Source organism: Opitutus sp. GAS368 (assembly GCF_900104925.1).
Lineage (GTDB): Bacteria > Verrucomicrobiota > Verrucomicrobiia > Opitutales > Opitutaceae > Lacunisphaera.
The window spans coordinates 1,478,084-1,501,686 of record NZ_LT629735.1; the positions used below are offsets into that span (position 1 = coordinate 1,478,084).

18 protein-coding genes are annotated in these 23,603 nt (G+C 66.0%); all 18 read right to left on the reverse strand.

Annotated elements, in window-relative coordinates:
- Positions 1–9: 9 nt before the first annotated feature.
- Positions 10–1,191 (reverse strand): substrate-binding domain-containing protein, encoded by a 1,182-nt coding sequence (locus BLU29_RS06255; protein ID WP_157693675.1) that lies wholly within the window; start codon positions 1,189–1,191, stop codon positions 10–12.
- Between the two features lie 8 nt (positions 1,192–1,199).
- Positions 1,200–3,401, reverse strand: a complete 2,202-nt coding sequence (locus tag BLU29_RS06260) for an ABC transporter substrate-binding protein (protein ID WP_091056001.1) — start codon at positions 3,399–3,401, stop codon at positions 1,200–1,202.
- A gap of 41 nt (positions 3,402–3,442) precedes the next feature.
- A complete protein-coding gene (locus tag BLU29_RS06265) occupies positions 3,443–4,549 on the reverse strand; it encodes a substrate-binding domain-containing protein (RefSeq protein ID WP_091056002.1) in 1,107 nt (368 codons plus the stop codon).
- Positions 4,550–4,568: 19 nt separating this feature from the next.
- Positions 4,569–5,663: a substrate-binding domain-containing protein gene (locus tag BLU29_RS06270; protein ID WP_091056004.1), complete on the reverse strand. Its 1,095-nt coding sequence runs from the start codon at positions 5,661–5,663 to the stop codon at positions 4,569–4,571.
- Between the two features lie 105 nt (positions 5,664–5,768).
- Positions 5,769–6,695 (reverse strand): formylglycine-generating enzyme family protein, encoded by a 927-nt coding sequence (locus BLU29_RS06275; RefSeq protein ID WP_172830225.1) that lies wholly within the window; start codon positions 6,693–6,695, stop codon positions 5,769–5,771.
- Positions 6,696–6,976: 281 nt separating this feature from the next.
- Positions 6,977–8,125, reverse strand: coding sequence for a substrate-binding domain-containing protein (locus tag BLU29_RS06280; RefSeq protein ID WP_091056007.1), 1,149 nt, complete (start codon positions 8,123–8,125; stop codon positions 6,977–6,979).
- A gap of 20 nt (positions 8,126–8,145) precedes the next feature.
- Positions 8,146–9,225: a substrate-binding domain-containing protein gene (locus BLU29_RS06285; RefSeq protein ID WP_091056008.1), complete on the reverse strand. Its 1,080-nt coding sequence runs from the start codon at positions 9,223–9,225 to the stop codon at positions 8,146–8,148.
- A 40-nt stretch (positions 9,226–9,265) separates the two neighbouring features.
- On the reverse strand, positions 9,266–10,444 hold the full coding sequence (locus BLU29_RS06290) for a substrate-binding domain-containing protein (protein ID WP_157693677.1): 1,179 nt from the start codon (positions 10,442–10,444) through the stop codon (positions 9,266–9,268).
- Positions 10,445–10,815: 371 nt separating this feature from the next.
- Complete coding sequence (locus BLU29_RS06295) at positions 10,816–11,841, reverse strand: substrate-binding domain-containing protein (protein ID WP_157693678.1); 1,026 nt, start codon at positions 11,839–11,841, stop codon at positions 10,816–10,818.
- 113 nt (positions 11,842–11,954) lie between these two features.
- Complete coding sequence (locus BLU29_RS06300) at positions 11,955–13,028, reverse strand: substrate-binding domain-containing protein (protein ID WP_157693679.1); 1,074 nt, start codon at positions 13,026–13,028, stop codon at positions 11,955–11,957.
- A gap of 95 nt (positions 13,029–13,123) precedes the next feature.
- Positions 13,124–14,887, reverse strand: a complete 1,764-nt coding sequence (locus tag BLU29_RS06305; RefSeq protein ID WP_091056015.1) for a substrate-binding domain-containing protein — start codon at positions 14,885–14,887, stop codon at positions 13,124–13,126.
- Between the two features lie 149 nt (positions 14,888–15,036).
- Positions 15,037–16,053 carry a substrate-binding domain-containing protein gene (locus BLU29_RS06310; RefSeq protein ID WP_157693680.1) on the reverse strand — a complete coding sequence of 339 codons (1,017 nt, stop codon included), beginning with the start codon at positions 16,051–16,053 and terminating at the stop codon, positions 15,037–15,039.
- A gap of 178 nt (positions 16,054–16,231) precedes the next feature.
- Positions 16,232–17,314 (reverse strand): substrate-binding domain-containing protein, encoded by a 1,083-nt coding sequence (locus BLU29_RS06315; protein ID WP_091056019.1) that lies wholly within the window; start codon positions 17,312–17,314, stop codon positions 16,232–16,234.
- A gap of 22 nt (positions 17,315–17,336) precedes the next feature.
- Positions 17,337–18,437 (reverse strand): ABC transporter substrate-binding protein, encoded by a 1,101-nt coding sequence (locus BLU29_RS06320; RefSeq protein WP_157693681.1) that lies wholly within the window; start codon positions 18,435–18,437, stop codon positions 17,337–17,339.
- Positions 18,438–18,610: 173 nt separating this feature from the next.
- A complete protein-coding gene (locus BLU29_RS06325; protein ID WP_091056022.1) occupies positions 18,611–20,944 on the reverse strand; it encodes a TonB-dependent siderophore receptor in 2,334 nt (777 codons plus the stop codon).
- A 143-nt stretch (positions 20,945–21,087) separates the two neighbouring features.
- Complete coding sequence (locus BLU29_RS06330; RefSeq protein ID WP_091056023.1) at positions 21,088–22,032, reverse strand: substrate-binding domain-containing protein; 945 nt, start codon at positions 22,030–22,032, stop codon at positions 21,088–21,090.
- 36 nt (positions 22,033–22,068) lie between these two features.
- Positions 22,069–23,061 (reverse strand): YncE family protein, encoded by a 993-nt coding sequence (locus tag BLU29_RS06335; RefSeq protein WP_091056025.1) that lies wholly within the window; start codon positions 23,059–23,061, stop codon positions 22,069–22,071.
- Positions 23,062–23,089: 28 nt separating this feature from the next.
- Positions 23,090–23,602, reverse strand: a complete 513-nt coding sequence (locus BLU29_RS06340) for a hypothetical protein (RefSeq protein ID WP_091056026.1) — start codon at positions 23,600–23,602, stop codon at positions 23,090–23,092.
- Position 23,603 lies beyond the last annotated feature (1 nt).

Sequence of the window (23,603 nt, forward strand, 5' to 3'; positions counted from 1 at the left end):
GGCCGCGGATCATTCCAGTTTCTTGAGCTGCTCGCGGACGATGGCGCCCGTGAGCGGCAGGTAGCGGCCTTCGCGCTGCACACAGTCCTGTCCTTCCTGACTCAGGACAAAACGCAGGAACTCCTCCACCTTGGGGTCGACCGGTTTGCCGGGTTCGCGGTTCAGGTAGAAATAGGAGTGGTGGGTGAGCGGATAGCTGTTGTCGCGCACCGTCTCGAGCGTGCGGGGCACAAAGGGCCCGCCCTCGCGGGCCTGGATCGCGAGCTCCTTCATGTCCGGCGACAGCGTGGAGGGCGAGGCGTAGAACATGGAGTATTTGTCCCGCGCCACCGCGCGCCGCACCTGCACGCTCCAGCTGTTGATCTTTCCGTCCGGCGTGATGTAGTTGGTGTAGGCTTGGTAGCCGTCGACGAACTGCAGGCTGCCCATAAGCACCTCGTTGGAGAACTGCAGCATCGCACCGGAGCTCAGATTCTGGCCGCCGGCGTGGACCGGCCGGCCCGCCCACTCGCCCGTCAGGCCGAGCTGGCCCCACGTGCGGATGTTCTCCTCCGGGCCGCGGGCATACGGATACTCCGTGTGCCACACGCTGCCGGCGTAACCGCCGAGCCGCGCGCTGCCAAAGACCCCGTCGAGTTGCTTGACGCTGATCTGCGTGAGCGGGTTGTCCCGGTGAACGACGACCATGCCGGCCGGTCCCCAGCCGTAAACGTCATAGGACCCGGTCACCGCCGTGATCTCGGTGAGCGGATGATGGAAAACCTGCTCGAAGATGAGCCGGTCCGACAGGGTGGCCTTGTAATTCATGCCGAGGTCGGCGATGCCGGCCGCGACGGCCGAGACCGCGATGGTGCCCGTCGGCAGGTGATACTCGATCGTGAGGCCGGGCTGGAATTTCTTGAACGCCTCCACCCAGTAACCGCCGAGCGGGCCGTCCGTGAGGTAGTTGTTGCCCCAGATCCGGATGACGCCGGTCAGCTGCTGTTTGGGCACATAATGAGGGAGGTCGCTGAGGTCCCAGCGCTTGGTGTAGCCGCCGACCGAGCCGTGTTCCTTGCGAAACCCCGAGACGTTCTGCGTCCAGATGCTGACCCCAGCGTTCTTCGGTTCCTCGGTTTTCTTCGGCTCCTCAGCCCACAGGCTGGCGCCGCCGAGCACTGCCAGAAAGACGAGAGCTGGGATGGTTTTCATCGGCGGGATCATTCGATTTTCTTGAGCTGGGCCTGCACCACTTCGCCGGTGAGCGGCAGGTAGCGGCCTTCGCGCTGCACGCAGTCCTGCCCTTCCTGGCTCAGGATGAAATGCAGCCACTCGTCGACCTTCGGGTCGACCGGCTGGCCGGGCTCGCGGTTGAAATAAAAGAAATACCGGCCGTAAAGCGGGAAGGTGCGGTCGTGGACGGTCTCGAGCGTGCGTTTCACATAGGGACCGCCGTCATAAGCCTGGACCGCCAGCTCCTTCATGTCCGGGCTCAGCGTCATCGGCGAGACGTAGAACATCGCCTGCTTGTCCTTCACGATCGCCCGCTGCGCCTGCAGGCTCCAGCTGTTGATCTTGCCCTCGGGCGTGATGTAATTGGCGAAAGCCTGGTAGCCCTCGACGAACTGGTCGCTGCCCTTGAGAATGAGATCGGAAAACTGCGAGGTCTGGTTGCCGCGCAGGGTCTGACCGCCGGTATGAATCGGCTTGTCCGCCCATTCGCCGGTAAGCCCGAGCTGGCCCCAGGTGCGGATGTTTTCCTCCGGCCCGCGGGCAAAAGGATACTCCGTGTGCCAGACGCTCCCGACGTAGCCGCCCGTGCGCGCACCGCCGAAGACGCCGTCGAGCTGTTTCAGGCTGATCCGGTCGAGCGGGTTGTCCTTGTGGACGACAATGATGAACGGCGGCGACCAGCCATAGACGTCGTAGGAGCCCGTGACCGCATCCACCTCGGTCACCGGGTGGTGGTAGACCTGCTCGAACGTCAGCAGGTCCATGATGATCGCCCGGCGGCTCATCGCGACGTCGGCCACGCCGCACGACAGCGCGGGGATGCCGATGCCGGTGGTGGGCAGGTGATACTCGATGGTGACGTCCGGCTGGAACTTCTTGAAGGCCTCCTGCCAATACCCAGCGAGGTAACCGTCGCGGATGTAATTGTTGCCCCAGACGCGCAGCGTGCCCGTGAGATGAACCTTCGGAACGTAGTGCGGCAGGTCGCCCAGGTCCCACTGCTTGGTATAGCCGCCGACGGAGCCGTGCTCCTTGCGGAAGCCGGTGACGTTCTGCGTCCAGATGCTGACGCCGGCGTTGGCCGGCTCCGCCGACGCCGTGGCCGCCGGGATTGCCTTCATGGCACGCTCGACGAACTCATTGGTGTAGAGCTCGTCGACCTTCACCTTGGACGCGTCGCCCGAGGCGCGCCAGACACCCTCCTCGCTGTTGTCGAACCGGGCCCACAGCATCGCGTCGACGACCAGATGGACCGCGTCGGCCGGAAACGAATAATCCCCCTTGGCGTAGCTGGTCAGCGTCTTCTTGGTGAGCGCGACCTGTTTCGCCCGGTCCTTGTCGCCAAAGAAATCGACCGGCAGCCGGGCGATGACCTCGTCGGCCGTGTGGCTGTTGAGGTAGCGCATCGCGCGGACGTAAGCGTTGACGAGCCGTTGCACGGTGTCGGGGTGGTCCTTGATGAACTGCGGTGCCATCAGGATCGACTGCGCGGGGAACGGGGTGCCCAGCGCCTTCACGGTCCCCTCCCGGCTGGTCAAGTCGTAGAGCGTCGTGGCCAGGTTGGTGCCCAGGATGCCCGAGGTAATCGGTTCCTGGAAGGTCATGACGTCCAGCTTGTCGGCCTTCAGGTCGCCGACGACCAGCTGCAGGCGGTTCTCGGTCGGGTGGTTGATGGAGGTATAGCTCTTGCGCGGCAGGCCGGCCTGGTGGGCCATGTAGCCGGTGATGACCGCCTTGGTGGCGTAGCCCGCGCCCTCGGCCACGACGTGGCCCTTGAAGTCCGCGGCGCTGTGGATCTGGTCCTTCACCCGGTTGGCGACAATGATCTTCATCGCCGGCGCGTCATCGAGCATCATCACGGCCTTGATCGGGAAGCCGTGGCGGGCGCCGAAGATCGTGTGGTTGAACCAGTGCTCGGCGGCGTCGATCTGGCCCTTCACCAGCGGCTCCTGCAGCAGGTAGTCGTCCTTGGCGAGCGTCATGATGTCCACCGGGACGATCTCGATGCCCTCCTGCTTGAAGTAGCCGAGGCTGTCGGCGAGCCGCGTGACGACCATGTCGTCGTCGAAGCTCATGCGGACCTTGATCAGGTTGTCCGCCGCCGGGGCGGCGGCCGCGGTGAGGAGCGCACCGAGGGTGAACAGCACCGGCTTCAGGCCGGTGGGAAAACGGAATGGGAATGGGTTCATGGGTCGGGTTGGTTGGAAGGTGTCGGGTTTGGTTGCGGGATTCAGTTCTCCATGAACTGGTGCTCGGGCGGAATCGCGGTGGAGTTGAGCTTCTGCAGTTGCGCCTGCACGACCGGGGCCGGCAGCGGCAGGTAGCCGCCCTCCGCGACGACGTCCTGCTGGCCCTGCCGGCTCAGGATGTAACGGATGAACTCCTTCACCCGCGGGTCACCGAGGGTCGGCGTCAGGTCGGTGTTCCGGTCGTCCATCGTGTAGACGACATAGACCGGGCGGTGCAGCGGATAGGTGCGATCCGCCACGCTTGCCGGGCTGAGCGCGACATAGGGACCGGCCTTGGTCTCGGCGAGCGGGAGGGTCTTCACGCCGGCGTTGGCGTAGGCGGCCGGCGCGTAGGCGATGCCAAGCGGGTCCTGGGCGAGGTCGGCCAGCATCTTCTGCCGGTCGGCGTATTCGCGCAGGCCCTCGTTCCAGGTCTCGGCGCCGCCGAAGACGCGGGCTTGGAAATAAGTGATGGCGCCCGCGCCCAGGCCGGGCTGCCCGTAGACGTGGACCGGCTTGTCCGCCCATTCGCCCGTGAGTCCGAGCTGGCCCCACGTGCGGAGATTGTCCTTCCCGCCGCGGGCCACGCTCGTGTCCCAGGTAAGGGCGTTCCAACCGCCCGCGCGCTCGGCGCCGAACACGCCGTCGAGCTCGCGCACGCTCAGCCGCGCCAGCGGGTTGTCCTTGTGCACAAAAACCGCGTAGGCGGGCGACTTGTGCAGGGCCCCCGCGCTGCCGGTCGCGACCTCGATCACGGCCGGATAGACCCAGGAACGTTCGTAGATGCCGTAGCGTTCATACGGGTAGACCGGCCGGCCGAGCAGGGCGAGGTCGGCGGTGCGCATGTCGAGGCCATACAGCCCCGACGCGCTGCTTTTGAGGTCGTCGGCGAACTGGACGTCGGGTTGCAGGCGCTTGAAGCCGGTCTCCCAACGTTTCATCAAGGCGGCCATCTGTGGATTGCCGCAGCCGCGCAGCACGCCGGTGACGTGCACCTGCGGCCGGTAGTCCGGCAGGTCGTCCGCGGCGGAGAGGACGCAGGGCGTGGCGAGCAACGCGGCGGCCAACAGGCCGGCGCGGGAAAAAAGGGCGGAGAAATTCGTTTTCATGGCGGCGGGAGCGCTTGGCTCACTCGAGTTTGGCGAGCTCGGCCTTCACCTGCTCGGCGTTGAGGGGGATGAAGAGGCGGTTTTCAGCCACGATCTGCTGGCCCTCGCGGCTGAGGATGAATTTCACGAACTCCTTCTCGCGGACACCCAGCGGCTGGCCGGGCACGCGGTTGAGGTAGATATAGGCGCCGTTGTGCAGCGGATAGCTGCCGTCGAAGAAGGTCTGCGCACCCGGCACGACAAACGGCCCGCCGGAGTTCCGGGCGAGCGGCAGCACGCGCACGTCGCCGTGGTTGGCGTTGATGACGCGCTGGAAGATGAAGCCGATCGCATAGGGGTCCTTTTCCACTGCTTCGAGCACTTGCTGGTCGCGGGTCTTGCCCTTGGCCTTGGTGCCGATGTCGGCGCGCGGCTCTTCGACGAGGGCGGGGTTCCACTTGGTGCCGCCCTGGAAGGCCTCGCGCTCGATCAGGTCCGCCCAGTTGCTGAGCGTGACGTCCGAACCGTAGAGGTGGATGGGCTGGCCGGCCCACTCGCCGGTCACGCCGAGCTGGTCCCAGGTGCGGATGTCCTTCTCCGGGCCGCGCGCGACCGCCGTCGACCACCGGCCGTTGACCCAGCCGCCGCTGCGCTGGGCGCCGTAGATGCCGTCGATCTGTTCCAGCGTGAGTCCGGCGAGCGGATTGCGCTTGTTCACGATGAACATCAGCCCGGGCGTCGTGCCTGCCGGGTCGTCGTAAGAGCCGGTGCCGAACCGGATCTCCAGCGGCGCATAACCGAACTGGGCCTCGAAGGCCTGAAAGCCGTTGCGCCACTGCCGGTGGCCCATCACGCCGATGTCGGCCGAGCCGGTCACAAGACCCGCGAAGGCCTGCGAGGTGTTGATCAGGTAGGCGTTCAGGCGGACCTGTCCGTGGTGGCCGCGGAAGGCGTTGGCCCATTTTCCGACGAGATCCTCCAGGGGCGTGCCGTAGATGCGCAGCACGCCCGTGACGCGCTGGGTGGGAGCGTAGCCCGGCAGCGCACTCAGGTCATATTTGGCCGGCTGGTAGGTGTCGGCGGCAAGCGCCGTGGTGCCAAGCAGGAGGGCCAGGATCAGGGTATGAGGTTTCATGGGAGTTTCTTGTGCGGTTCGCGAATCAGTTGGACCGGGGCCCGGCCACGGCGATGCCGTCGGTCCGGGTGGTCATGTCAGGGGAAGCGGGTTTGATTTCATGGGTCAGGGCCGGGCCGGCAGCACCGGCGCGAGGGCGACGCGGAAGCCGAGGTTGATCCAGCGGTAGGTGGGCTCGTGCCAGTTGCGGTAGGCGGCGCGCGTCTGCGTGGCGAGGCTGCTCCAGGATCCGCCCTTGCGGACGTGATATTCGCCTGTCGGCGGGCCCGTCGGGTCGGTCACATGGCCGCCGGGCAACGGTCCGCTCCAATCGTAGCACCACTCGGCGGCGCTGCCGAGCATGTCGTAGAGCCCCCAGGCATTGGGGCGCTTCGACCCGACGGCCTTCGGTCCGCCGCGCTCGTAGCCCCATTTCTTGTCCGGCCACGCCGGCGTGCCAATGCGGTGGCCCGCATAATCAACCGAGCAGTTGGCGGCATAGACCGCGATGTCGTCGAGCACCGGCGCGGAGTGGTCGGGTTGCAGCACCATGTCGCCGGCGTAGGTCGCGCCGGTCGTGCCGGCGCGGCACGCGTATTCCCACTCGGCCTCGGTCGGCAGGCGGAACTCATAGCCCGCGGGCACGCGGCCGGCGGCCCGTTCCAACGCGGTCAGCTTGCGGCAGAATTCCACGGCCTCGTTCCAGCTCACCCAGAGCATGGCGATGTTGTCGTCGGTGTTGCCGATGAGCTGGCCGGGATCGTCGCCCTTCTTCCAGCCGAAGAAATCGCGCACCGGGATCTTTTCCTTCCGGCCGATGAGGAACTTCTCGTCGTTCTCCAACCCGAGGCGCGCCTGCTCGAGCACGTCGGTGCCCATCAGCTTTTTCCACTGCCCGTTCGTGACCTCGAGGGTCGCGAGCCAGAAGCCCTTCGTCAGCGTGACCCCGGTCTGCGGCGTCTCGTCGGGGCGGTGGCCGGCCTCGGTCGCCGGGCTGCCCATCGTGAAGGTTCCCGGCGCGATCCAGACAAGCTGCGCGCCAAGGGTCGGCACCGGTCGGGGTGACAGCGCCGCAGCCTGCGCGTCGGACGAAACTTCCGCGGAAACGGCATTGCCCGCGGCCACAACCGCGCCAACCAAGATCACGAACAAGGCCGCGGCCTCGCGCCAAAACGCCGCCCAACTGGAGGCGGGACCATCAGTCCCGCTGATTGACGGTGGAGGGCCGGTCTCCGGACCGGCCGCGGCTGGTGCGGAGACCAGCCCTCCAAAGCGGGATTGATGGTCCCGCCTCCATTGCAGAACGCGCCAGAGCGAGAATCGGTGGCCGGGTTTCATTCGAGTTTCTTGAGCTGCTCGCGCACGACCTCGGCCGTGAGCGGGAGATACTTGCCGTCGCGCTGGACCGCTTCCTGGCCCTGGCGGCTCAGGACGAAGCGAAGGAACTCCTTCACCTTCGGGTCGAGGGGCTGGCCGGGCGCGCGGTTGACATAGAAAAACATGTCGAAGGCCAGCGGATAGGTGCGGTTCTGGACGTTCTCGATGGTGAGCGCGACATAAGGCCCGCCGTCCGTAGCGGCGAGCGCCAGGGCCTTGGTTTGCGGCGTCACATTCTGGATGCCGCTCCAGCCGATGCCGTAGCGGTCGTGGCCGAGATCCTTGATCAACTCCGCCGCGGCGATCGCCAGCGTGCCGTCGGCCCGGGCATAGTTCGCGTATTCCCGCAGGTTCTCGTTCCACTTGTCGCCGCCGTGGAAGACGACGTGCTCGAACATGTCGCAGTTGTTGTAGCGGAGGTTCAGCCCGTAGACGTTGATGGGCTTGTCGGCCCACTCGCCGGTGAGGCCGAGCTGGCCCCAGGTGCGGATGTTTTCCTTCGCGCCGCGCCCGGCCTCCGGATGCCAGCTCGTTCCCTCCCAGCCGCCGTCGCGGGCGGCCCCGAAAATCCCGTCGAGCTGTTTCAGGGTCAGCTTCGTGATCGGGTTGTCCCGGTGGACGACGATGCAGAAGGTCGTCATCCAGCCCGGCACATCGTAGGAGCCGCGGGCCATGGTGATCTCCAGCGGTTCGTAATTGAACATGCGCTCGAAGGATTCGACCTCGGCGAAGGTGATGCGGCGGTTGCCGACGATGTCGGCCACGCCGGCGACGAGACCGGCGGTGGCGACCAACCCGCTCTTCAGGCCGCTGCGGTCGAATTTGACCGCGGGATGGAATTTCCGGAACTCCCGCTCCCAATCGGCGCCGAGGTTGCTGTCCTCGATGTAGTTGTTGCCCCACAGCCGGATCGTGCCCGTGACCTCCTGCTGCGGCACGTAGTCGGGCAGCCCGCCCAGGTCGAACTTCTGCGTGTAGTAAGCCATCTTGCCCCGGCTGGTGACGTGCTCCGCGCGGGCCTTCTGGACCTCCAGGCCGTCGCGGGATTGCGCGTTCGCCGCGGTGAGGGCGGCCAGGGTGAGCAAAAGGGTCAGGAGACGTTTCATCGGTGCAGCGGAGCTTGATCTCATTCGAGTTTCGCGAGCTCCTCGCGGGCGACCGCGGCCGGCAGTGCCAGGAAGTCCCCCTCGCGAGCGACCAACGCCTGGCCCTCGCGGCTCAGGATGAAACGGAGAAATTCAATCACGTCCGGGTTCGCCGGGACGGTGGATCCCTTGTTGATGTAGAACCGGACAGGCCGCGCGAGCGGATAGCTGAGATTCGCCACATTCTCGCCGGTCGCCTCGACAAAAGGTTCGCCCTCCTCCACCGCCAGCGCGACCAGTTTCGCGTGAGGGTTCCGATAGCCCGCTCCCGCCAGGCCGATGCCCTGGCGGTCGGCCCCGACGGCATCGACCACTTTCTGGTAGGCGTCAACGTGCCGCGTGATCTTCGGTGTCACCTTTTCATCACCGCGCGACGGGACCTCGTCCTCGTCGTTTTCGCACTGCCGCAGCGCTTCGTTCCAGAGCACGCTGCCCTTCATCACCGTCTGGGAGAAGAAATACGCCGGCGCCTCGAACGCCAGGCCGCTGTAAGGATGGATCGCCTGTCCGCTCCACTCTCCGGTCGCGCCCAGTTGATCCCAGGTGCGGATGTTCGCCTTCGCGCCGCGCTTGTGCTCGGCACCCCAGATGGCGTCCAGCTGGGCAAAAGTCAGCCGGGAGACGGGGTTGTCCTGATTCACAAAAATCCCGAGCGCCATGATCTTGTCCTGGTTGCCGTAACTGCCCGTCAGGACCGTGACCGGGGTCAGCTTCTGCCGGACCATCTTTTCGTAGGCCGCCACCTCGGGCGGCGTGATCTCCCGGGCCAGCACGCCCAGGTCGGCCCGCTGGGTGTAGAGCCCGGCCATGGCGGCGGCGCTCGTCACCAGCTTGTCCTTAAACCGGACGCCCGGGTGGTATTTCTGAAAGCCTTCCTCCCACAGCTTCATCATCGGGCGCAGGAAGCCGTGACCCCAGCTGCGGATGGTGCCGGTCACCGGCCGCGACGGCCGGTAGGCGGGCGGCAGATCCGGCTCCGTGGCGCGGACGGACGCAGCGGCCAGCAGCATGCCGCCCAGCGCAAGTGCTTTGCCCAGCCCAAGGTTGGTTTTGCCGGTCACGGGCGGAGGGTTTCGGGGGTTCGCGCGACGCCGGGGCGGCTCACTCGAGTTTCTTCAATTGCTCGCGCACCATCTCGGCGGTGAGCGGCAGGTATTTGCCGTCACGCTGGACCTCGGCCTGGCCCTCCTGGCTGAGGATGAAGCGGAGGAATTCCCTCACCATCGGGTCCATCTTCTGGCCCGGCAGCACCGTGGTATAGAAGTAGACCTGGGTCAGCAGCGGGTAGGAGCCGTTCTGGATATTGTCGATCGTGTGCTCGACCAGCGGGCCTTTCCCGTCGCCGATCGCGATCCGGCGGACATTCGGCCGCTCGCCGCGGTAGCGGTTGAAACCGATCGCATATTTGTCCTTCCCGATGGCCCCGGTGATCTGGTCGGCCTCGACGTAGCGCTTGCCGTCCGGTGCCATGTAGTTGCCGTAGGCCTTGATCGTCTCGTTCCACTTGTCGCTGCCCTTGAGCACGAGGTCGCAGAAGGCCGTCGCGGTATTGTAGCGCAGGCTGAAACCGTAGACGTGGATCGGCTTGTCCGCCCACTCGCCCGTCAGGCCGAGCTGGCCCCACGTGCGGATGTTCTTGTCGGGACCGCGGGCGAGGTCGGGCCGCCAGTTGGTGCCGACCCAGCCGCCCTCGCGTTCCGCCCCGAAGATGCCGTCGAGCTGCTCCATCGTGAGGCCCTTGATGGGATTGTCGCCGTTGACGATGATCGTGAACGAATTTTCCCAGCCGCCGACGTCATAGGAGCCGGTCACGGCGGTGATTTCCACCGGGTCGCAGTTCTTCATGCGCTCGTAGGCGAGCAGGTCGTAGAAACCCGGCCGGTGCGAAAAGATCAGGTCCGCCTGGTTGTAATCGAGGGCGCCGAAGGAGCCGGCGGAGGTCGGCAGGTAATAGGAGATGCGGATGGCCGGCTGGAACTTGGCGAAGGCTTTCTGCCAGTATTCGCCCAGCAGGCCGTCGGCGATGTAGTTGTTGCCGTGGATGCGCAGCCAGCCCGTCAGCAGCTTGGACGGCTGGTAATGCGGCAGCGCGCTCAGGTCGAACCGGGGCTGGTAATAGGCCTTCTCGCCGCGCTCGCGCACGATGCGGAAGTGCTCGGCCTGCGCCTTCAGGGCGTTGACCATGTCCGCCGACGGGGCGGGCTCGGCGTGCAGTGGCGGCAGAAGCGAAGCGGCCAGCAGGGCCGCGGCGACGAAACAGGAGGGGGCGGACGATTTCATGGGAGTGGCGCGCGCTGGGCGCGGATCATCCTGGCGGGGAACGGGCAGGCCCGGCCCGCGGGCAACAGGAATCCGGCAAGCTTCATCGATAAGCGAAGGGGTGAACCAAACGGGGTGAGCCTGCAGCATGCGCCTGCAACCTAGACCGTGGCTTAACGCCACCTGAAAATTTGTTCAGCTTCCCGGCGCTCAGCCGGACTCAGGCAGTTGAAGTTCACTCCATTCGCCAGCGGCCCAGGGCAAGGTGGAGCGCGCTGACCCCAGCGCTTCAGGGTGTTCGCACCCAACCAGCCGGTTGGGGTTACCCGCCTGTGGCGGCGCCAGAGGCGACCAGGGTCAACCCGCTCCACCACCGATGGCCTGATCCCGGCTCAGGGAAGCTTGGCCAGTTCCTGGCGCGCCGTGGCCGCCATCAGCGGGAGATACTGGCCGTCCTGCGCCAGCACCTGCTGGCCTTCGGGACCGAGGATGAAGTGGAGAAAATCACGGACCTTCGGATCCAGCGGCCGGCCGGGCGCTTGGTTGGCGCAGGCGAAAATCGTGCGCGTCAGCGGATAACGGCGTGAGATCAGGTTCTCCGCCGTGGGCAGGCCATACGCCCCACCCTCCTGCGCCGCGAGTGCGACCGGCCGGACCTGCGCATCGAGGTAATGCAGGTTCGAAACCGCCAGGCCGTAGCGGTCCGCGCGCAGCGCCGCCATGCTCTGCGCCGCCGCCTCGGTCACCGTGCCGTCCGGGTGCCGGATGTCCTGGAATTCGGTGAAATGCTCCCAGTTCATCATGCGGCTGTCCCCCAGCGCCACCCGCTGGAAGAAAAGCGCGGCCATGCTCTGCGTGTCATCGGCGTAGAGGTTGATGGGTTTGTCCGCCCATTCGCCCGTCAGGCCCAGCTGGCCCCAGGTGCGGATGGCGGCCGGCGCGCCGCGCCGGCGTTGCGCACTGAAGATGGCGTCGACTTGCGCGAGCGTGAGCTGCGCCAGGGGATTGTCGCGGTGCACGAACAGCGCCAGCGCGGTGGCCTTGCCCGGCGCATCGAGGCTGCCGGTGCCGAGTTCAATGCGCACCGGGTCGTATTTCATCACGTGGTTGAACCCGTCCTTGTCGGTGACGATCAGGTCGCGACCGAAGAACGCGAGGTCAGCGAGCCCGAGGTAGAGCGCGGGCATGCCGGTGCCGTTGCCGAGCAGCTTGATCTCGAAACTGATTTCGGGATGCGCCACCCGGTAGGCCCGGGCCCAGGCGCGGGTGAGCGCGTCCATGTGGCGGTCGCCCCAGATGCGGATCGTCTGCGTCGCGTTGACCGGCGGCTGATAAGGGTTGAGCGGCACCGCTTCCGCCGCGGCCAGCGGCGCGACGGTCCAAATCAGCCCGGCGGCAATCTGCCTTACTTGCGCCAACCTGCCATGCCACCAGGTGGAACCCGGCCTCCGGACGGGTTTGTTCGGTGCGCAAGAAGGCAAACCCGTCCGGAGGCCGGGTTCCACCCAAAGCGAACTTTTCTCCCCATGGTTCATTCCAGTTTTTTCAGCTGGGCCGCGACCATGGCCGGGGCGAGCGGCAGATAACGGCCGTCGTCCACGATGTCCTGCTGGCCCTCGCGGCTCAGGATGTAGCGGAGAAACTCCTTCACCTTCGGCTCGACCGGCTGGCCGGGCGCGCGGTCGAGAAAGGCCGGGATCGTGCGGCTGAGCGGATAAGTATGGTCGATGAGCGTCCGGGCGGTGACGGCCACATAGGGCGCGCCTTCGTGCTCGGCCACCTTGAGCGCCTTAACGTCCGGCCCGGCGTAACGGATATTGGAGACCGCGATGCCGTAGCGGTCCTGCGCAAGCCCATCGAGCGCCTGCTGGCCATGGTCGTAGATGCTGCCGTCCGGCCGGTTGATGTGCCGGAACTCCCGCAGCGCGCTGTTCCAGCGGTGGCTGCCGGCAAGCAGGGTCTGCTCCAGGTAGAAACCGAAGCTGTCGTCGGTCCGCCAGCCGTAGGGCGTGATCGGCTTGTCCGCCCACTCCCCGGTCAGGCCGACGTCGCCCCAGGTGCGGAAATTGCGCGGGGCTCCGCGCCGGTGCTCGGCGCCGAAGATGGCGTCGAGCTGGGTCAGCGTGAGCTGCGCGAGCGGGTTGTCTTTGTGGACGAAAAACATCTGCGCGTAGTCGAAGTTTCGCACATCCACGCTGCCGTTCGCGATCTCCACGCTGAACGGCTCGTAGAGTTTCACGCGCCTGAACGTATCCACCGCCTCGGGCAGGATCTCCTCGCCGAGGATGGCGAGGTCGCCGGCGCCCAGCGCAAGCGCGGGAATCGCCGACGATGTGCCGTAGGTTTCCTCGCGAATGGTGATGTCGGGATGGAAGCGCGCAAAGCCCCGCGCCCACCGCGCGACCAGCAGCCGCATGAACGGCCGCGAAAAACTGCCGTGGCCCCACAGGCGGATGACTCCCGCCGGCGCGGGCGCCGGCCGGAAGGCCGGCAGCGACGCCACCACCTGCTGCGCGTACGGCGAGGCGTTGCGGCCCTCGTCGGCGCGGAGCGGGCCGAGGAAAAGCCCGGCCAACAACGGTCCGATTATGCCGACGAATCTCATGGGTCGCGGGCGTTGGGGAACGGTGGGGCGAGTCGTCCCCGACGAGCCGCGCGCAAGGCCCGGCTCATCCGGAGGATTCGCCCTACCCGGTCATCTCAGTCGAGCTTCTTGCGCTGCTCTTCCAAATACGCTTTGTTCAGCGGGTAATAGAAGCCGACCTTCGCCATGATTTGCTGACCCTCGCGGCTGAGGACGAAGCGCATGAACTCGCGGACCTTGGGGTCCAGCGGCTGGCCGGGCGCCTTGTTGACGTAGAAGTAGGCGTCGCGGAGCAGCGGATAGGTGCGGTTGGCGACATTGTCCGGCGTCAGGGCGTAGGCCGGGCCGCCTTTCTTCTTCGAGATGCGCAGGACCTTCACGTTCGGATAGTCCTTCACGTGCATCAGGCCGGCGATGCCGATGGCGAACCTGTTGTGCGAAAGATCCTCGAGGGGCCGCTCGCTGGCGACCGCCGCGCCGTCGGCGTCGGCCGTGGTCTGCTTGGCCTCGACGTATTCCCGGAAATTGGGGTTCCACTTGTCCGACCAGTGGAACCAGGTGCGCTCGATCGCGATCTCGAAGCCTGGCGCGATGTAACCGAAGGTCGAGATCTCCTTGCCCGCGAACTCGCCCTTGAACCCGAGCTGGTCCCAGGTGCGGATGTTGGTGTCGGCCGGGCGGGCGTATTTGGCGGTGTAGCGGTAATCGCCATTCACCAGCTCCCAGCCGCCGGTGCGTTCGGCGCCGAAGATGCGCTCGAGCTCGTCGACGGAGATTTCCTCGAGCGGGTTGTCCTTGTTGACGACGATGGCCCAGGCCCAGAGCGAGCCGCGCTTCTCGGAGCCGCCGGTCGCGACCGAGATCTCCGTCGGCATGTAGCCGAAGGTGTTGAAGAACGGCATCTGGTCGGTGATCTTGGCGTCGTCGCCCATCGGCGCGACGTCGGACACACCGCAATAGAGGCCGGCCAGGCCGCCCTCGCTGCTGGTCATGAAGTTGGTCGAGACGCGCGCCTCGGGATGGAAGTGCTTGAAGCCTTCCGCCAGCTGGTCGACGGCGTTCTTGAGCTCGCTGCCCATGATGCGCAAGGCGCCGATGATCTTTACCTCCGGCACATAGGCCGGCAGGTCGCTGAGGTCCGGCGGCGGCAGCTCGGTGTAGCTGGCGAACGTGCCGAAGCCGTCGACGCGCAGCGTGTCCTTGATCTTGTCGAACTGCCCGTAGGTCGGCGTCGCGGCGGCGACCTTCTCGCGGATGCCGCCCTTGATCTTGCCCATCGTCTCAAAGGCGACGGGATCGCGGTATTCCAGGACGTTGAGGGCGTCGATCTTGCCGGTCTCGCCCCGCTCGAGGTAGGCGGTGTAGCGCACGAGGTGCTTGGTGCCGCGCATGCCTTCGTAGAGGGGCTTCACGTAGCCCTGCACGAACTCGGCGAACTTTTCGGCGGGCACGATGGGCGTGTAGGTGTTGACGATGAAGACGGAGCGGTTCGAGTCGCGGGGCGTCAGCTCGCCGTGCGCCAGCGCGTCGGCGCGCCGCACAATCAGGCCGGCGGGCAGCGCGGGGGCGGCCTCCTTCTGCCAGGACTCATAGGAACCCTCGCTCTGGAACTCGAGCACCACGAGCGATTCGAACTTGGCCGGGTGCTCCGCCTTCTCCGGTTTCCCCTGGGTGAGGAAAAGCACGTTGGCAACCTGGCCGGACTGGCGCCACTTCGCGAGCAGCTCGGGCAGGCCGGCCGGCGACGGGGTGCCGGCGGGCACGCGAATGAGGACGTTTGTCGGGGCCGCGACGGCCGCGAGGGCGCCGAGGCAGAGCGCAAAGGTCAGGGCAAGCCGCCGCGCAAGGCGGACGGCCGGAACAGGGGCAACGTGATTCATGACGGAGGGGTGAAGGGTGATCGGGCCGGGGCCCGGACTGACAACTATTGGCGGCCAGATATTCGCAAAAGGACATTAACTCATGCTTAACCCTGCCTTAAATTTAATTCATTCCATCGGACGCACGGCCCTCACGGGCCGGACAAGGCTCAATCCACCTTTTTGAGCTGCTCGTGGGCGACCGTGGCGGTCAGCGGCAGGTAGTCCCCTTCCCCCGCCACGTCCGCCTGGCCCTGGCGGCTGAGGATGTAGCGGAGGAATTCGCGCAGCTTGGGATCGGGGGCCACCGGCTCGCCGCCGGGGTTGTCCGGCGAGAAATAAATGTAGACCGGCCGGGCGAGCGGATAGGTGCGGCTGGCCACGCTTTCGCGTGTCGCGGCGACGAAGGGCCCGCCGGAATTATCGGCCAGAGCGAGCGCCTTGGTCCGGGGCGTCTGGTAACACCGCCCGGTGTAGGCGATGCCATAGGGATCCTTGCTGAGCGCCTCCATCATTTCCTTCTCGTCGGCAAATTCCCTCAGCCCCTCCGCCCAGGTGTCGGCGCCGCCCATCACCCGGCACTGGAAAAACGACACGCCGCCCGGGGCGAGCCCGGGCGGACCATAAACATGGATCGGCTTGTCCGCCCACTCGCCCGTCAGCCCGAGCTGGCCCCACGTGCGGAGGTTCTTCTCCGGGCCGCGCGCGACCGTGCGCTCCCATTTCATGCCCTGCCAGCCGCCCTCGCGCTGGGCGCCGTAGATGCCGTCGAGTTGCGGCAGGGTGAGGCGCGCAAGCGGGTTGTCCCGGTGGACAAAAACCGACAGCGCAGACGACTTGGCGGGCGTGTCCAGGCTGCCGGTGGCCACCTCGATCTCGACCGGCAGCAGCAGCGAGCGCCGGTAGACGCCGTAATACTCAAACGTGTGGATCTGCCGGCCCATGAGGGCGAGATCGGCGGTCCATTCGCTCAGGCCGGCGATCGCCATGGCGCTGCTTTTCAGGTTGTCGGAAAAATAGACGCCGGGGTGGTAGCGCTGGAAGCCGGCTTCCCACCGTTTCAACAGCTCCGCCATATGCGGGTTGCCCCAGGTGCGGATCACGCCTGAAACTTTGGCGGCCGGCTGGTAATCCGGCAGCGGCGGCGTTTCCGCCGCGGGCGCGCCGGCAGCGGCCAGCGCCGCCAAGGCGGCCCCAACGAAGGAAGCAATGCGGTATGCCTTCCTTTGGTAGGAGCCTGCTTGCAGGCGATGCTGGCCCGAATCGCCTGCAAGCAGGCTCCTACAACGCCTCATCCACGTCGGAGCAAGCTCCGGGGCATCACACTCCCAGCGAATAAAACGCAAAAACCTCATGGCTGTATCATCATTCGAGTTTCTTGAGCTCGGCCTGCGCGGCCTCCGGGCTCAGCGGGATATACATGCCGTCCGCGGCGACCGCCTGCTGGCCCTCGCGGCTGAGGATGTAGGCGAGGAACTCCTTCAGCCGCGGCGGAACCGGCTTCCCCGGCGGGCGGTTGAGGTAGATATACAGCGAGGTCACCAGCGGGTAGCTGCGCGCGGCAAAGCTCTGCTCCGTCGGCGCGACGAACGGCCCGCCCGCCTCGCGGGCGAGCGCGACCGGCTTCACCCCGGGATTCTGCTCCACCACCCGCATGAAGCTGAAACCGATGGCGTAGCGGTCCTGCGCCACGCCGGCGACAATCTGGGCGTCGGCCGGCACCTCGGTGCCGCCGCGCACGATCTCGTGGATGACGGGGTTCCACTTGTCGCCGCCCTTGAACACCACCTGCTGGATCAGGCCGGACCAGCCGCTGAGCGTGGCATCGATGCCGAAGATGCTGATCGGCTTGTCCGCCCATTCGCCCGTCAGGCCGAGCTGGCCCCACGTGCGGAGGTTCTTCTCCGGGCCGCGCGCCGCGTCGGCGGTCCATTTCGAGCCGGACCAGCCGCCGGTGCGCTCGGCGCCGAGGATGCCGTCGAGCTGGTCGAGCGTCAGCTGCTGCAGCGGATTGTCCTTGTGCACGAAGATGATCACACCCGGCGTGTTGCCCTTGCGCTGGTCGAAGCCGCCGGTGGCGAAGGTGATCTCGAGCGGCGGATAACCGTAAATGCTCTCGAAGCCCTTGAGCTCGGTCAGGTAGACGCGCCGGCCGGCTACCGCGAGGTCGGCGGTGTCCGCGCACAGCCCGTTGAACCAGGCCGGCACGGTGTATTCGTCGTAGCGCACCAGCGGATGGAGCTTCAGGAAACCGTCCTGCCAGAGGTGCACGAGGTGCTGCGTGAGCTCGCTGTCGTGGATCCGCACCACGCCGTGCACGTTGGGGGTCTGCGCGGAATATCCCGGCCGGCCGGCCGGGTCAAAGTCCGCGCCGCGCGCGACGGACGCCAGGGCCAGCATCGCCCCGAGCAGGCCTGTGCGCGCGGCCGACTGGAGGAAGGTTTTCACGCCGTCCGGTTTTTGCCGCGGATCACTTGATCTCCTTCATGGCCTTTTCGACAAAGCGGTTGTCGTAGGTGTCCTCCGGGCGGACCTTGCCGCTCTGGGCGGCGGCGCGGCGATACTTGCCTTCCGGGCTGTCATCGAAGTTCGTGTGGAAGAGGACCTCGCAGGCGAGCTTCGCCGCGGACGGCGGGATCGAGTAGTCGCCGTGCGCCATGCCCGGCTTGATCTTCGCGATCTCGTCGATCTTCCCCTTCTTGTATTCGGCCCAGAGATCGTTGTTCATGTCCGGGGCGAAGTAGCCGGCGGGCAGCTTCGCGATGATCTCCTCCGCGCTGTGGGTGTCGATGTAGCGCAGGGTGCGGACGAAGACGTTGACGAGCCGCTGCACCCGGTCGGGATGCGCCTTGATGTAGTCCGGGGCCAGGTAGAGGCAGCGGGCGGGCCAGACATCGCCCAGGGCGCGGCGCGTGCCTTCCCCCGTGGCCAGGTCAAAAAGCGGGGTGACGAGCTTGGTGGCCATCAGTCCGGTGGTCAGCGGCTCCATGCTCGACACAATGTCGACCTGGTTGGCCTGGAGGGCCTTGACCAGCAGGGGCAGCTTGGCCGTGAGCTCCCCCGGCGCCGGGGTGTAGTCGGCCGGGGTCAGGCCGGCGTGGGCGATGACGGTGTCCGTCAGGTAGCGCTTGGTCGAGAACCCCTCGGAGTCGGCGATGGTCCGGCCCTTGAAATCGGCGGCCGTCTTGATCTGGTCCTTCAGCCGGTTGGCCACGGAGATCGTCAGGTGCGGGCTGTTCTCGATCAGGAGGACCGCCCGGGCGGGCGCGTCATTGCCGATGCCGAACACGACGCGCTGATACCAGCAGATCTCGGCGTCGATCGTGCCGTCCTTGAACAGCTCGGTGGAGTAGAAATCCTCGTCCCGGTAGTTCATGACGTTGACGTATTCCACCTCGATGCCCTCCTGCTCGAAATAGCCGAGCCCGCGCGCCAGCTCCGGCACGAGGTGGCCGATGCCGGGCATGGGCGCCAGCTTGATCTTGATCCTTGCCGGGGCGGCGGAGAGAAACGGAGCGAGCAGTGCGCTGAAGAGCAGCAGCACGGCAACGAGACGGCGGGGTGATTTCATGGGGTGATGGAGGAAAGCGTCCGAGCGGGCCGGGAATGAAAGCGGGGCCAGCATGCCAAAGGCTCCTGAAGCCAGCATGAAGCTTCGCTGAATTTTTCTAAAGAAACCGGGGGCAAAAAAAATGGCCGCCGGGATGCGGCGGCCACGAAGGGCAGAACCAGATGGCGCCCGCTTTAGAACTTCATGCCGGCCGAGAAGGTCAGCTTGCGCTGCTCGCCGACGTTGAGGAGCTGCGCGCTGAAGGCGGACGAGATGTAGCGCCGGTCGAAGAGATTCTGGATGTTCAGGGAGAAGTCGTAGCGCTTCCACTTGTAGTAGAAGGCCGAGTCCACGCGGCTCCAGGCCGGCATCTTGAAGTAGACCGACGAGGTCGGGTCGCCGCCCCAGGCTTCGCCGGTGTAGACAATGCCGGTGCCGACGCCGAAGCCCTTCAGGCTGCCGGTGGGGAAGTTGTAGCGGGTCCAGAGATTGCCGGTATTGCGGGGGGCATTGTTAAGGTCCGCGCCGACCGATTCGGGGAATTTCAAGGAGGCCGTGATGCGCGCATGCGAATAGGCATAGCCGGCCTGCACCTGCCAGTTTTTCACGGGCTGCCACTGCACCTCGATCTCGACGCCGGAACTCTTCTGCCCGCCGTCGAGGCGGGAAATGGCCGCGCCGGCCGTGGCGTTGCCCGTGGCCACCGTGAAGTTTTGGCCGGTGGGGACCAGGACATTCGTGCGCGTGATCTCGTAACCGGCCAGGGACACGTTGAGATTCTTGCCGGGCGTCTCGAATTTCACGCCGAGCTCCTTTTGCTCGCCCGTCTCCGGCGGGAAGTCGGAAAAGCCGTTGGTGTCGTAGGCGATGACCGTCTGCGGCTTGATCGACTGACTGAAGCTCGCGTAAGCGGAAACCTGCGGGGTGACATCGTAGACCACGCCGGCCTGTTTGGTATAGGCATCGAGGACGTTGGAGAAGGTGGTCGGGCCCGGATTGAGCTTGTCGAGGCCGCTAACCTCCTGGTGATCGTGACGGGCGCCGACCGATACATGGAGTTTACCCCATCTCATCTGGTCGGAGACATATTCGCCCAAGGCGGTCTGGTCGGTTTTCTGGTCGGTGGCCCCGGTGCCCTCGGCGGGATACGGGACCTGGTCGAGGATCGGGTTGTAGAGCGTGATGGCCTGGGCGGCGGTCACGTTCGGGCCGAAAGCAATGCGCTTGTTGCCGAAGAATTCCCAGCCGCCGCCGACGCCGAAGAGCACGGTGTGCTCAAGCGAACCCGTCTTGAATTTCCGGAAGGCATTGGCATCGATGTAATTGTAGCGGTGGCCGTTCTTGACGTGGTTGTATTGGCGCCGGATGAGGGAGGTCGGCGTGGCATACTTGGACGTCGGGAACCAGACATTGGCATTGTTGAGCGTGAACTGCTGCACGTCGTCCACATGCCAGACCGAACGGGAATTGAGACGGAACTGCCACTCGCCAATCGCGGTGTGGAAGAAGGTGGAGATGGCGTCGCCATAGTCGAGATTGCCGTCCTTGTGGTCGCCGTAAACCGTGTTGAGGGGCGCGGTGACAAAGGTGGCATTTTCGCCGTAGGCCGCGGTCACGACGTTCACCCCACCGAGGACCACCGTGATGGGCGCGCTGGTGAAGATCGGCATCTGCCCGTCATCCGCGCGGCGGCGATCCCGGCTGTTCTCCATCTTGACCGTGAAGCTGGTGTCCGCGCTCCACTTGTAGGTGAGCGAGGGATAGAAGGTGTAGATGCGGTCCCAGTTGCCCGGCCGCGAGGTCGGCACGCTGCCGATGTCGGCGACAAAGCGGTAGAACAGGCCTTTGACGCCCGGGACGGGGCCCGTGGTGTCATAGCTGAAGGTGTTGGTGACTTTGGAACCGAAGCTGTTGAATTCGCCGGCATAGACGCCCGCGGTCACCCGCATGTAGGATTCCTGCACTTCCTTGGGGCTCTTGGTGACGATGTTCAGCAGGCCGCCGGGATTCATCTGCCCGTAGAGCACGCCGTTCGGTCCCTTCAGGAATTCCATGCTGTCCACGTTGGCCGCGCTGGTCGCGGCCTTCTTCAGCGTGGGACCCATGAGGCCGTCGAACTGGATGTTCTGCGTGTAGCTGCCCGTGTTCGGGAAGCCGCGGAAGGTGAAGCCGTTGATGTTGGACTGCGACTGGTTGGCACCGACGACGTAGCCGAACACGTCCACCAGCGTGACCGCATTGCGGTCCGAGATGGCCGTGGCGTTCATGATCTGGAGCGAGGACGCGAGTTCCTTCAGATCCATCGGGATCTTCGAGGCCATCGAGGAGGTCTCCTGATGGTAGGTGCCGATGGCCGTCGTGACCGTGAGCGTGTCGAGCTGGACGACCTCGCCGGAGGTCTTTTCCTCGGCGGGCGCCGGCGTGGCGGGGGTTTCCGGGGCGGTTTGGGCAACCGCCAGGGCGGCCGAAAACGCCCAGCCAAAGGCGAAAGCGGCGCGACGTGCCGCGGGGGCAACAGGGGTGTTCATGGGTGGGGTCTGGAGTTAGGGTAGAGGTGACCGGTGAAGCGCCGGGCAATCCAAGTGACTGCAATCTCACCCTAGGGTATTTTGCTAAAGCCAATCTGAACCCTACCTTAAATCGCCTTCAGGTGGGGTCCAGCCTGAGTTCCTCAATCAAGTTTCGCCCGTTCCGTGGCGAGCTCCGCGGCATTGAGCGGCAGGTAGCCCAGTGTGCCGCGTGCGATTGCCTCCTGCCCTTCCCGGGACAAAATGAAGCGCAGGTATTCACGCACCACGGGCTCCAGCGATTGGCGGGTGTAAATCAGTAAAAAACGATCCAGCGGGTAGCGCCCGCTCCGAATGGTCTCATCGGTCAGCGGCACGGGCGGCACCCCGGATCCCGGGGCCAGGGCCAGGATCTTGACCCCCGGCATGGCGCGCATGGCGGCCGCAAAGCCGATGGCCTGCGGGTCGGCGGCCACCGCCTCGACCACATCGCGTGATTGCGGAAATCCCTTGAACCCTTCGCCAAAATTACCGCCGGCCATCGTGCGCTGGCGCATGAACAACCCCAGGGCTGTGGTGGGCAACAGGCCGCAGGGATGCAGCCCCCGCACCGTCCGGCCGGAGAAGATGTCCGCCACCTCGGCCAGCGTGAGCACCGTGAGCGGGTTGTCCCGGTGCACGATGATCGCCAGCGGCCCGCTCAAGGCGACGGGATCGAGTGAAGCATGGGCCACCCGGAACATCCTGGGTTCGCTGCCCGTCACCGCCCGGTAGTCCGCCAGCTGCTCCGGGGAGAACTCCGCCCCCATCGGGGCAAAGGCCGACTCGCTGCGGGCCAGGGCCGGCGGCGCCGTGCGCGTGCCCTTGAGCGTGAGCGCGAACCGGATGTCGGGATGCAGCGCCGCGAACCGCGTGCCAAGCATCTCGAGCATCTGCTCCATGTCGTTGTAGCCGATCACGGCCAGCGCCCCGTCGGGCGTGACATAATGCGCGCCCTGCGGCGCCACCACCGGCCGCGGCTCGTAAGGTGGGAGCTCCAAAGGCTCGGCCCGGCCCGACCATAAGGGCAGCGCGGCTCCACCCAGCAGGAGTATCAGCAAACGCCTCATATCGGAGGGGGTCGCCCGATCAGGTTGGGTGCGGGCTCAAGGCTGCCGCCACGACTTGGCGTAAGCGTCGGTGCCGTCGGTGTAGGTCGTCCACACCTGGTGCGTCGCCGGATCGACGGCGACATTCTTCGCCGTGTCCGCGCTGGCAACGTTGCCAAGGAATTTCACCCCGTCCTTCGTGGCCTGCACGACGGACATCTGGCCGGGACCGGCGCAGAAGATGCGCTTCGTGCCGGCGTCAAAGGCGATCTGATCCACCTTCTTCGTGATCTCGGTCGAGCCGATGACCTTGCCGGTCTTGGTGTCGATCGCGACCAGGATGCCGTTGTCGCCCGAGACATAGATGCGGCCGGCCGCGGCGTCGAACGCGAGGCCGTGCGGCCCGGTGGCGGGAGCGGTGGGCCACTGTGCGACGACGGTGTTGGTCTTCGTGCTGATGACGACGACCTGGCTGGTGGTCTTGCTGTTCATGTAGACGCGGTCCGCGCCGGCGTCATGCGCCATGCCCTCCGGACCGTTGGGCACCGGGATGGTCGCCTTGACCTTCGCGGCGGCGGCATCGATGGCCCAGACCTCGTCGCCGTTGTCATGGGTCACGTAGAGGGCTCCATCCTTGGCATCGAAGATGATGGCGTCGGTCTCGCCGGTGAGCGCGATGGAGCCGGTTTCCTTGAGGGACTTGGCGTCGATGATGGCGATGCGCTTGTCGTCCTGCACGCTGGCGTAGTAGGTGTCGCCGGCGGGGTTGGTGGTGATGCCGACCGTCGGGCCGGTCTTGAGCCGGGCGAGCACGGTGCCGGTCTTCAGGTCGATGAAATCGGCGGTCTCGTCTTTCTCATGGGCGGCGAGGAGGCGGTTGTTCCTGGTGTCGACCTCGAGGAAGTCGAACTTGCCCTTGGAGCCGGCGATTTTGACCGAGCGATCGGGGGTGAGCAGGACTTTCCCGTCGGCGGCGCGGAGGCCGGCGACGCCGAGGCAGGCGGCCAGGGCGGCGAGGGAAAGTCGGGGCAGGTGGCGGGATGTGATCATGGGCGGAAGGGAAAAACGCGGGGCGGGCTTATTTGACGGGCTGCAGGAGGGTGGCGAGGTCCGGGGTTTTCCTGGCGAGCCAGTCCCGGATGGCGAGGGCCTTGACGTGGAGTTGCACTTCGTCGTCGCCCGCCTTGTATTTGAACACCAGGCCGCAGGAGGCGCCGAGGAAATTGCCGGCGCTGTCCTTGAGCGGGATCTGCACCTCGAACCTGGCCGGGTCCTTCATGTTGGGGGCGAGGATCGTCTTGTGCTCGGTGGCGACGGCGATGTCATCATCGTCATCCACCTTGCCGACGCGATCGAGGTTGGTGGCGATCATGGTCTCGGTCTTGGCGCCGGGCACCGTGGCATGGAGGCCGACGACGACCAGCTCGGGGTGTTTGGCCATCAGCTCGTTCACGAGCTGCTGGGCATAGATCTTGTTGTCGCCCGGCTTGCGCCAGGTGGGGTCGGGCGAGGTCTCCGCGGCCAAGGTGGAAACGGCGGAAACGGTCAGGGCGAGAACGGCGAGCAACGCGGATTTGGGGTGGTTTTTCATA

What these genes read in the sequence shown, in the direction of transcription:
- BLU29_RS06260 (WP_091056001.1), bottom strand. Translation starts at nt 3,401, where the DNA reads ATGAACCCATTCCCATTCCGTTTTCCCACCGGCCTGAAGCCGGTGCTG.
- BLU29_RS06335 (WP_091056025.1), bottom strand. Translation starts at nt 23,061, where the DNA reads ATGATCACATCCCGCCACCTGCCCCGACTTTCCCTCGCCGCCCTGGCC.
- BLU29_RS06270 (WP_091056004.1), bottom strand. Translation starts at nt 5,663, where the DNA reads ATGAAACCTCATACCCTGATCCTGGCCCTCCTGCTTGGCACCACGGCG.
- BLU29_RS06325 (WP_091056022.1), bottom strand. Translation starts at nt 20,944, where the DNA reads ATGAACACCCCTGTTGCCCCCGCGGCACGTCGCGCCGCTTTCGCCTTT.
- BLU29_RS06340 (WP_091056026.1), bottom strand. Translation starts at nt 23,602, where the DNA reads ATGAAAAACCACCCCAAATCCGCGTTGCTCGCCGTTCTCGCCCTGACC.
- BLU29_RS06300 (WP_157693679.1), bottom strand. Translation starts at nt 13,028, where the DNA reads ATGAGATTCGTCGGCATAATCGGACCGTTGTTGGCCGGGCTTTTCCTC.
- BLU29_RS06305 (WP_091056015.1), bottom strand. Translation starts at nt 14,887, where the DNA reads ATGAATCACGTTGCCCCTGTTCCGGCCGTCCGCCTTGCGCGGCGGCTT.
- BLU29_RS06255 (WP_157693675.1), bottom strand. Translation starts at nt 1,191, where the DNA reads ATGAAAACCATCCCAGCTCTCGTCTTTCTGGCAGTGCTCGGCGGCGCC.
- BLU29_RS06290 (WP_157693677.1), bottom strand. Translation starts at nt 10,444, where the DNA reads ATGAAATCGTCCGCCCCCTCCTGTTTCGTCGCCGCGGCCCTGCTGGCC.
- BLU29_RS06265 (WP_091056002.1), bottom strand. Translation starts at nt 4,549, where the DNA reads ATGAAAACGAATTTCTCCGCCCTTTTTTCCCGCGCCGGCCTGTTGGCC.
- BLU29_RS06330 (WP_091056023.1), bottom strand. Translation starts at nt 22,032, where the DNA reads ATGAGGCGTTTGCTGATACTCCTGCTGGGTGGAGCCGCGCTGCCCTTA.
- BLU29_RS06320 (WP_157693681.1), bottom strand. Translation starts at nt 18,437, where the DNA reads ATGAAATCACCCCGCCGTCTCGTTGCCGTGCTGCTGCTCTTCAGCGCA.
- BLU29_RS06280 (WP_091056007.1), bottom strand. Translation starts at nt 8,125, where the DNA reads ATGAAACGTCTCCTGACCCTTTTGCTCACCCTGGCCGCCCTCACCGCG.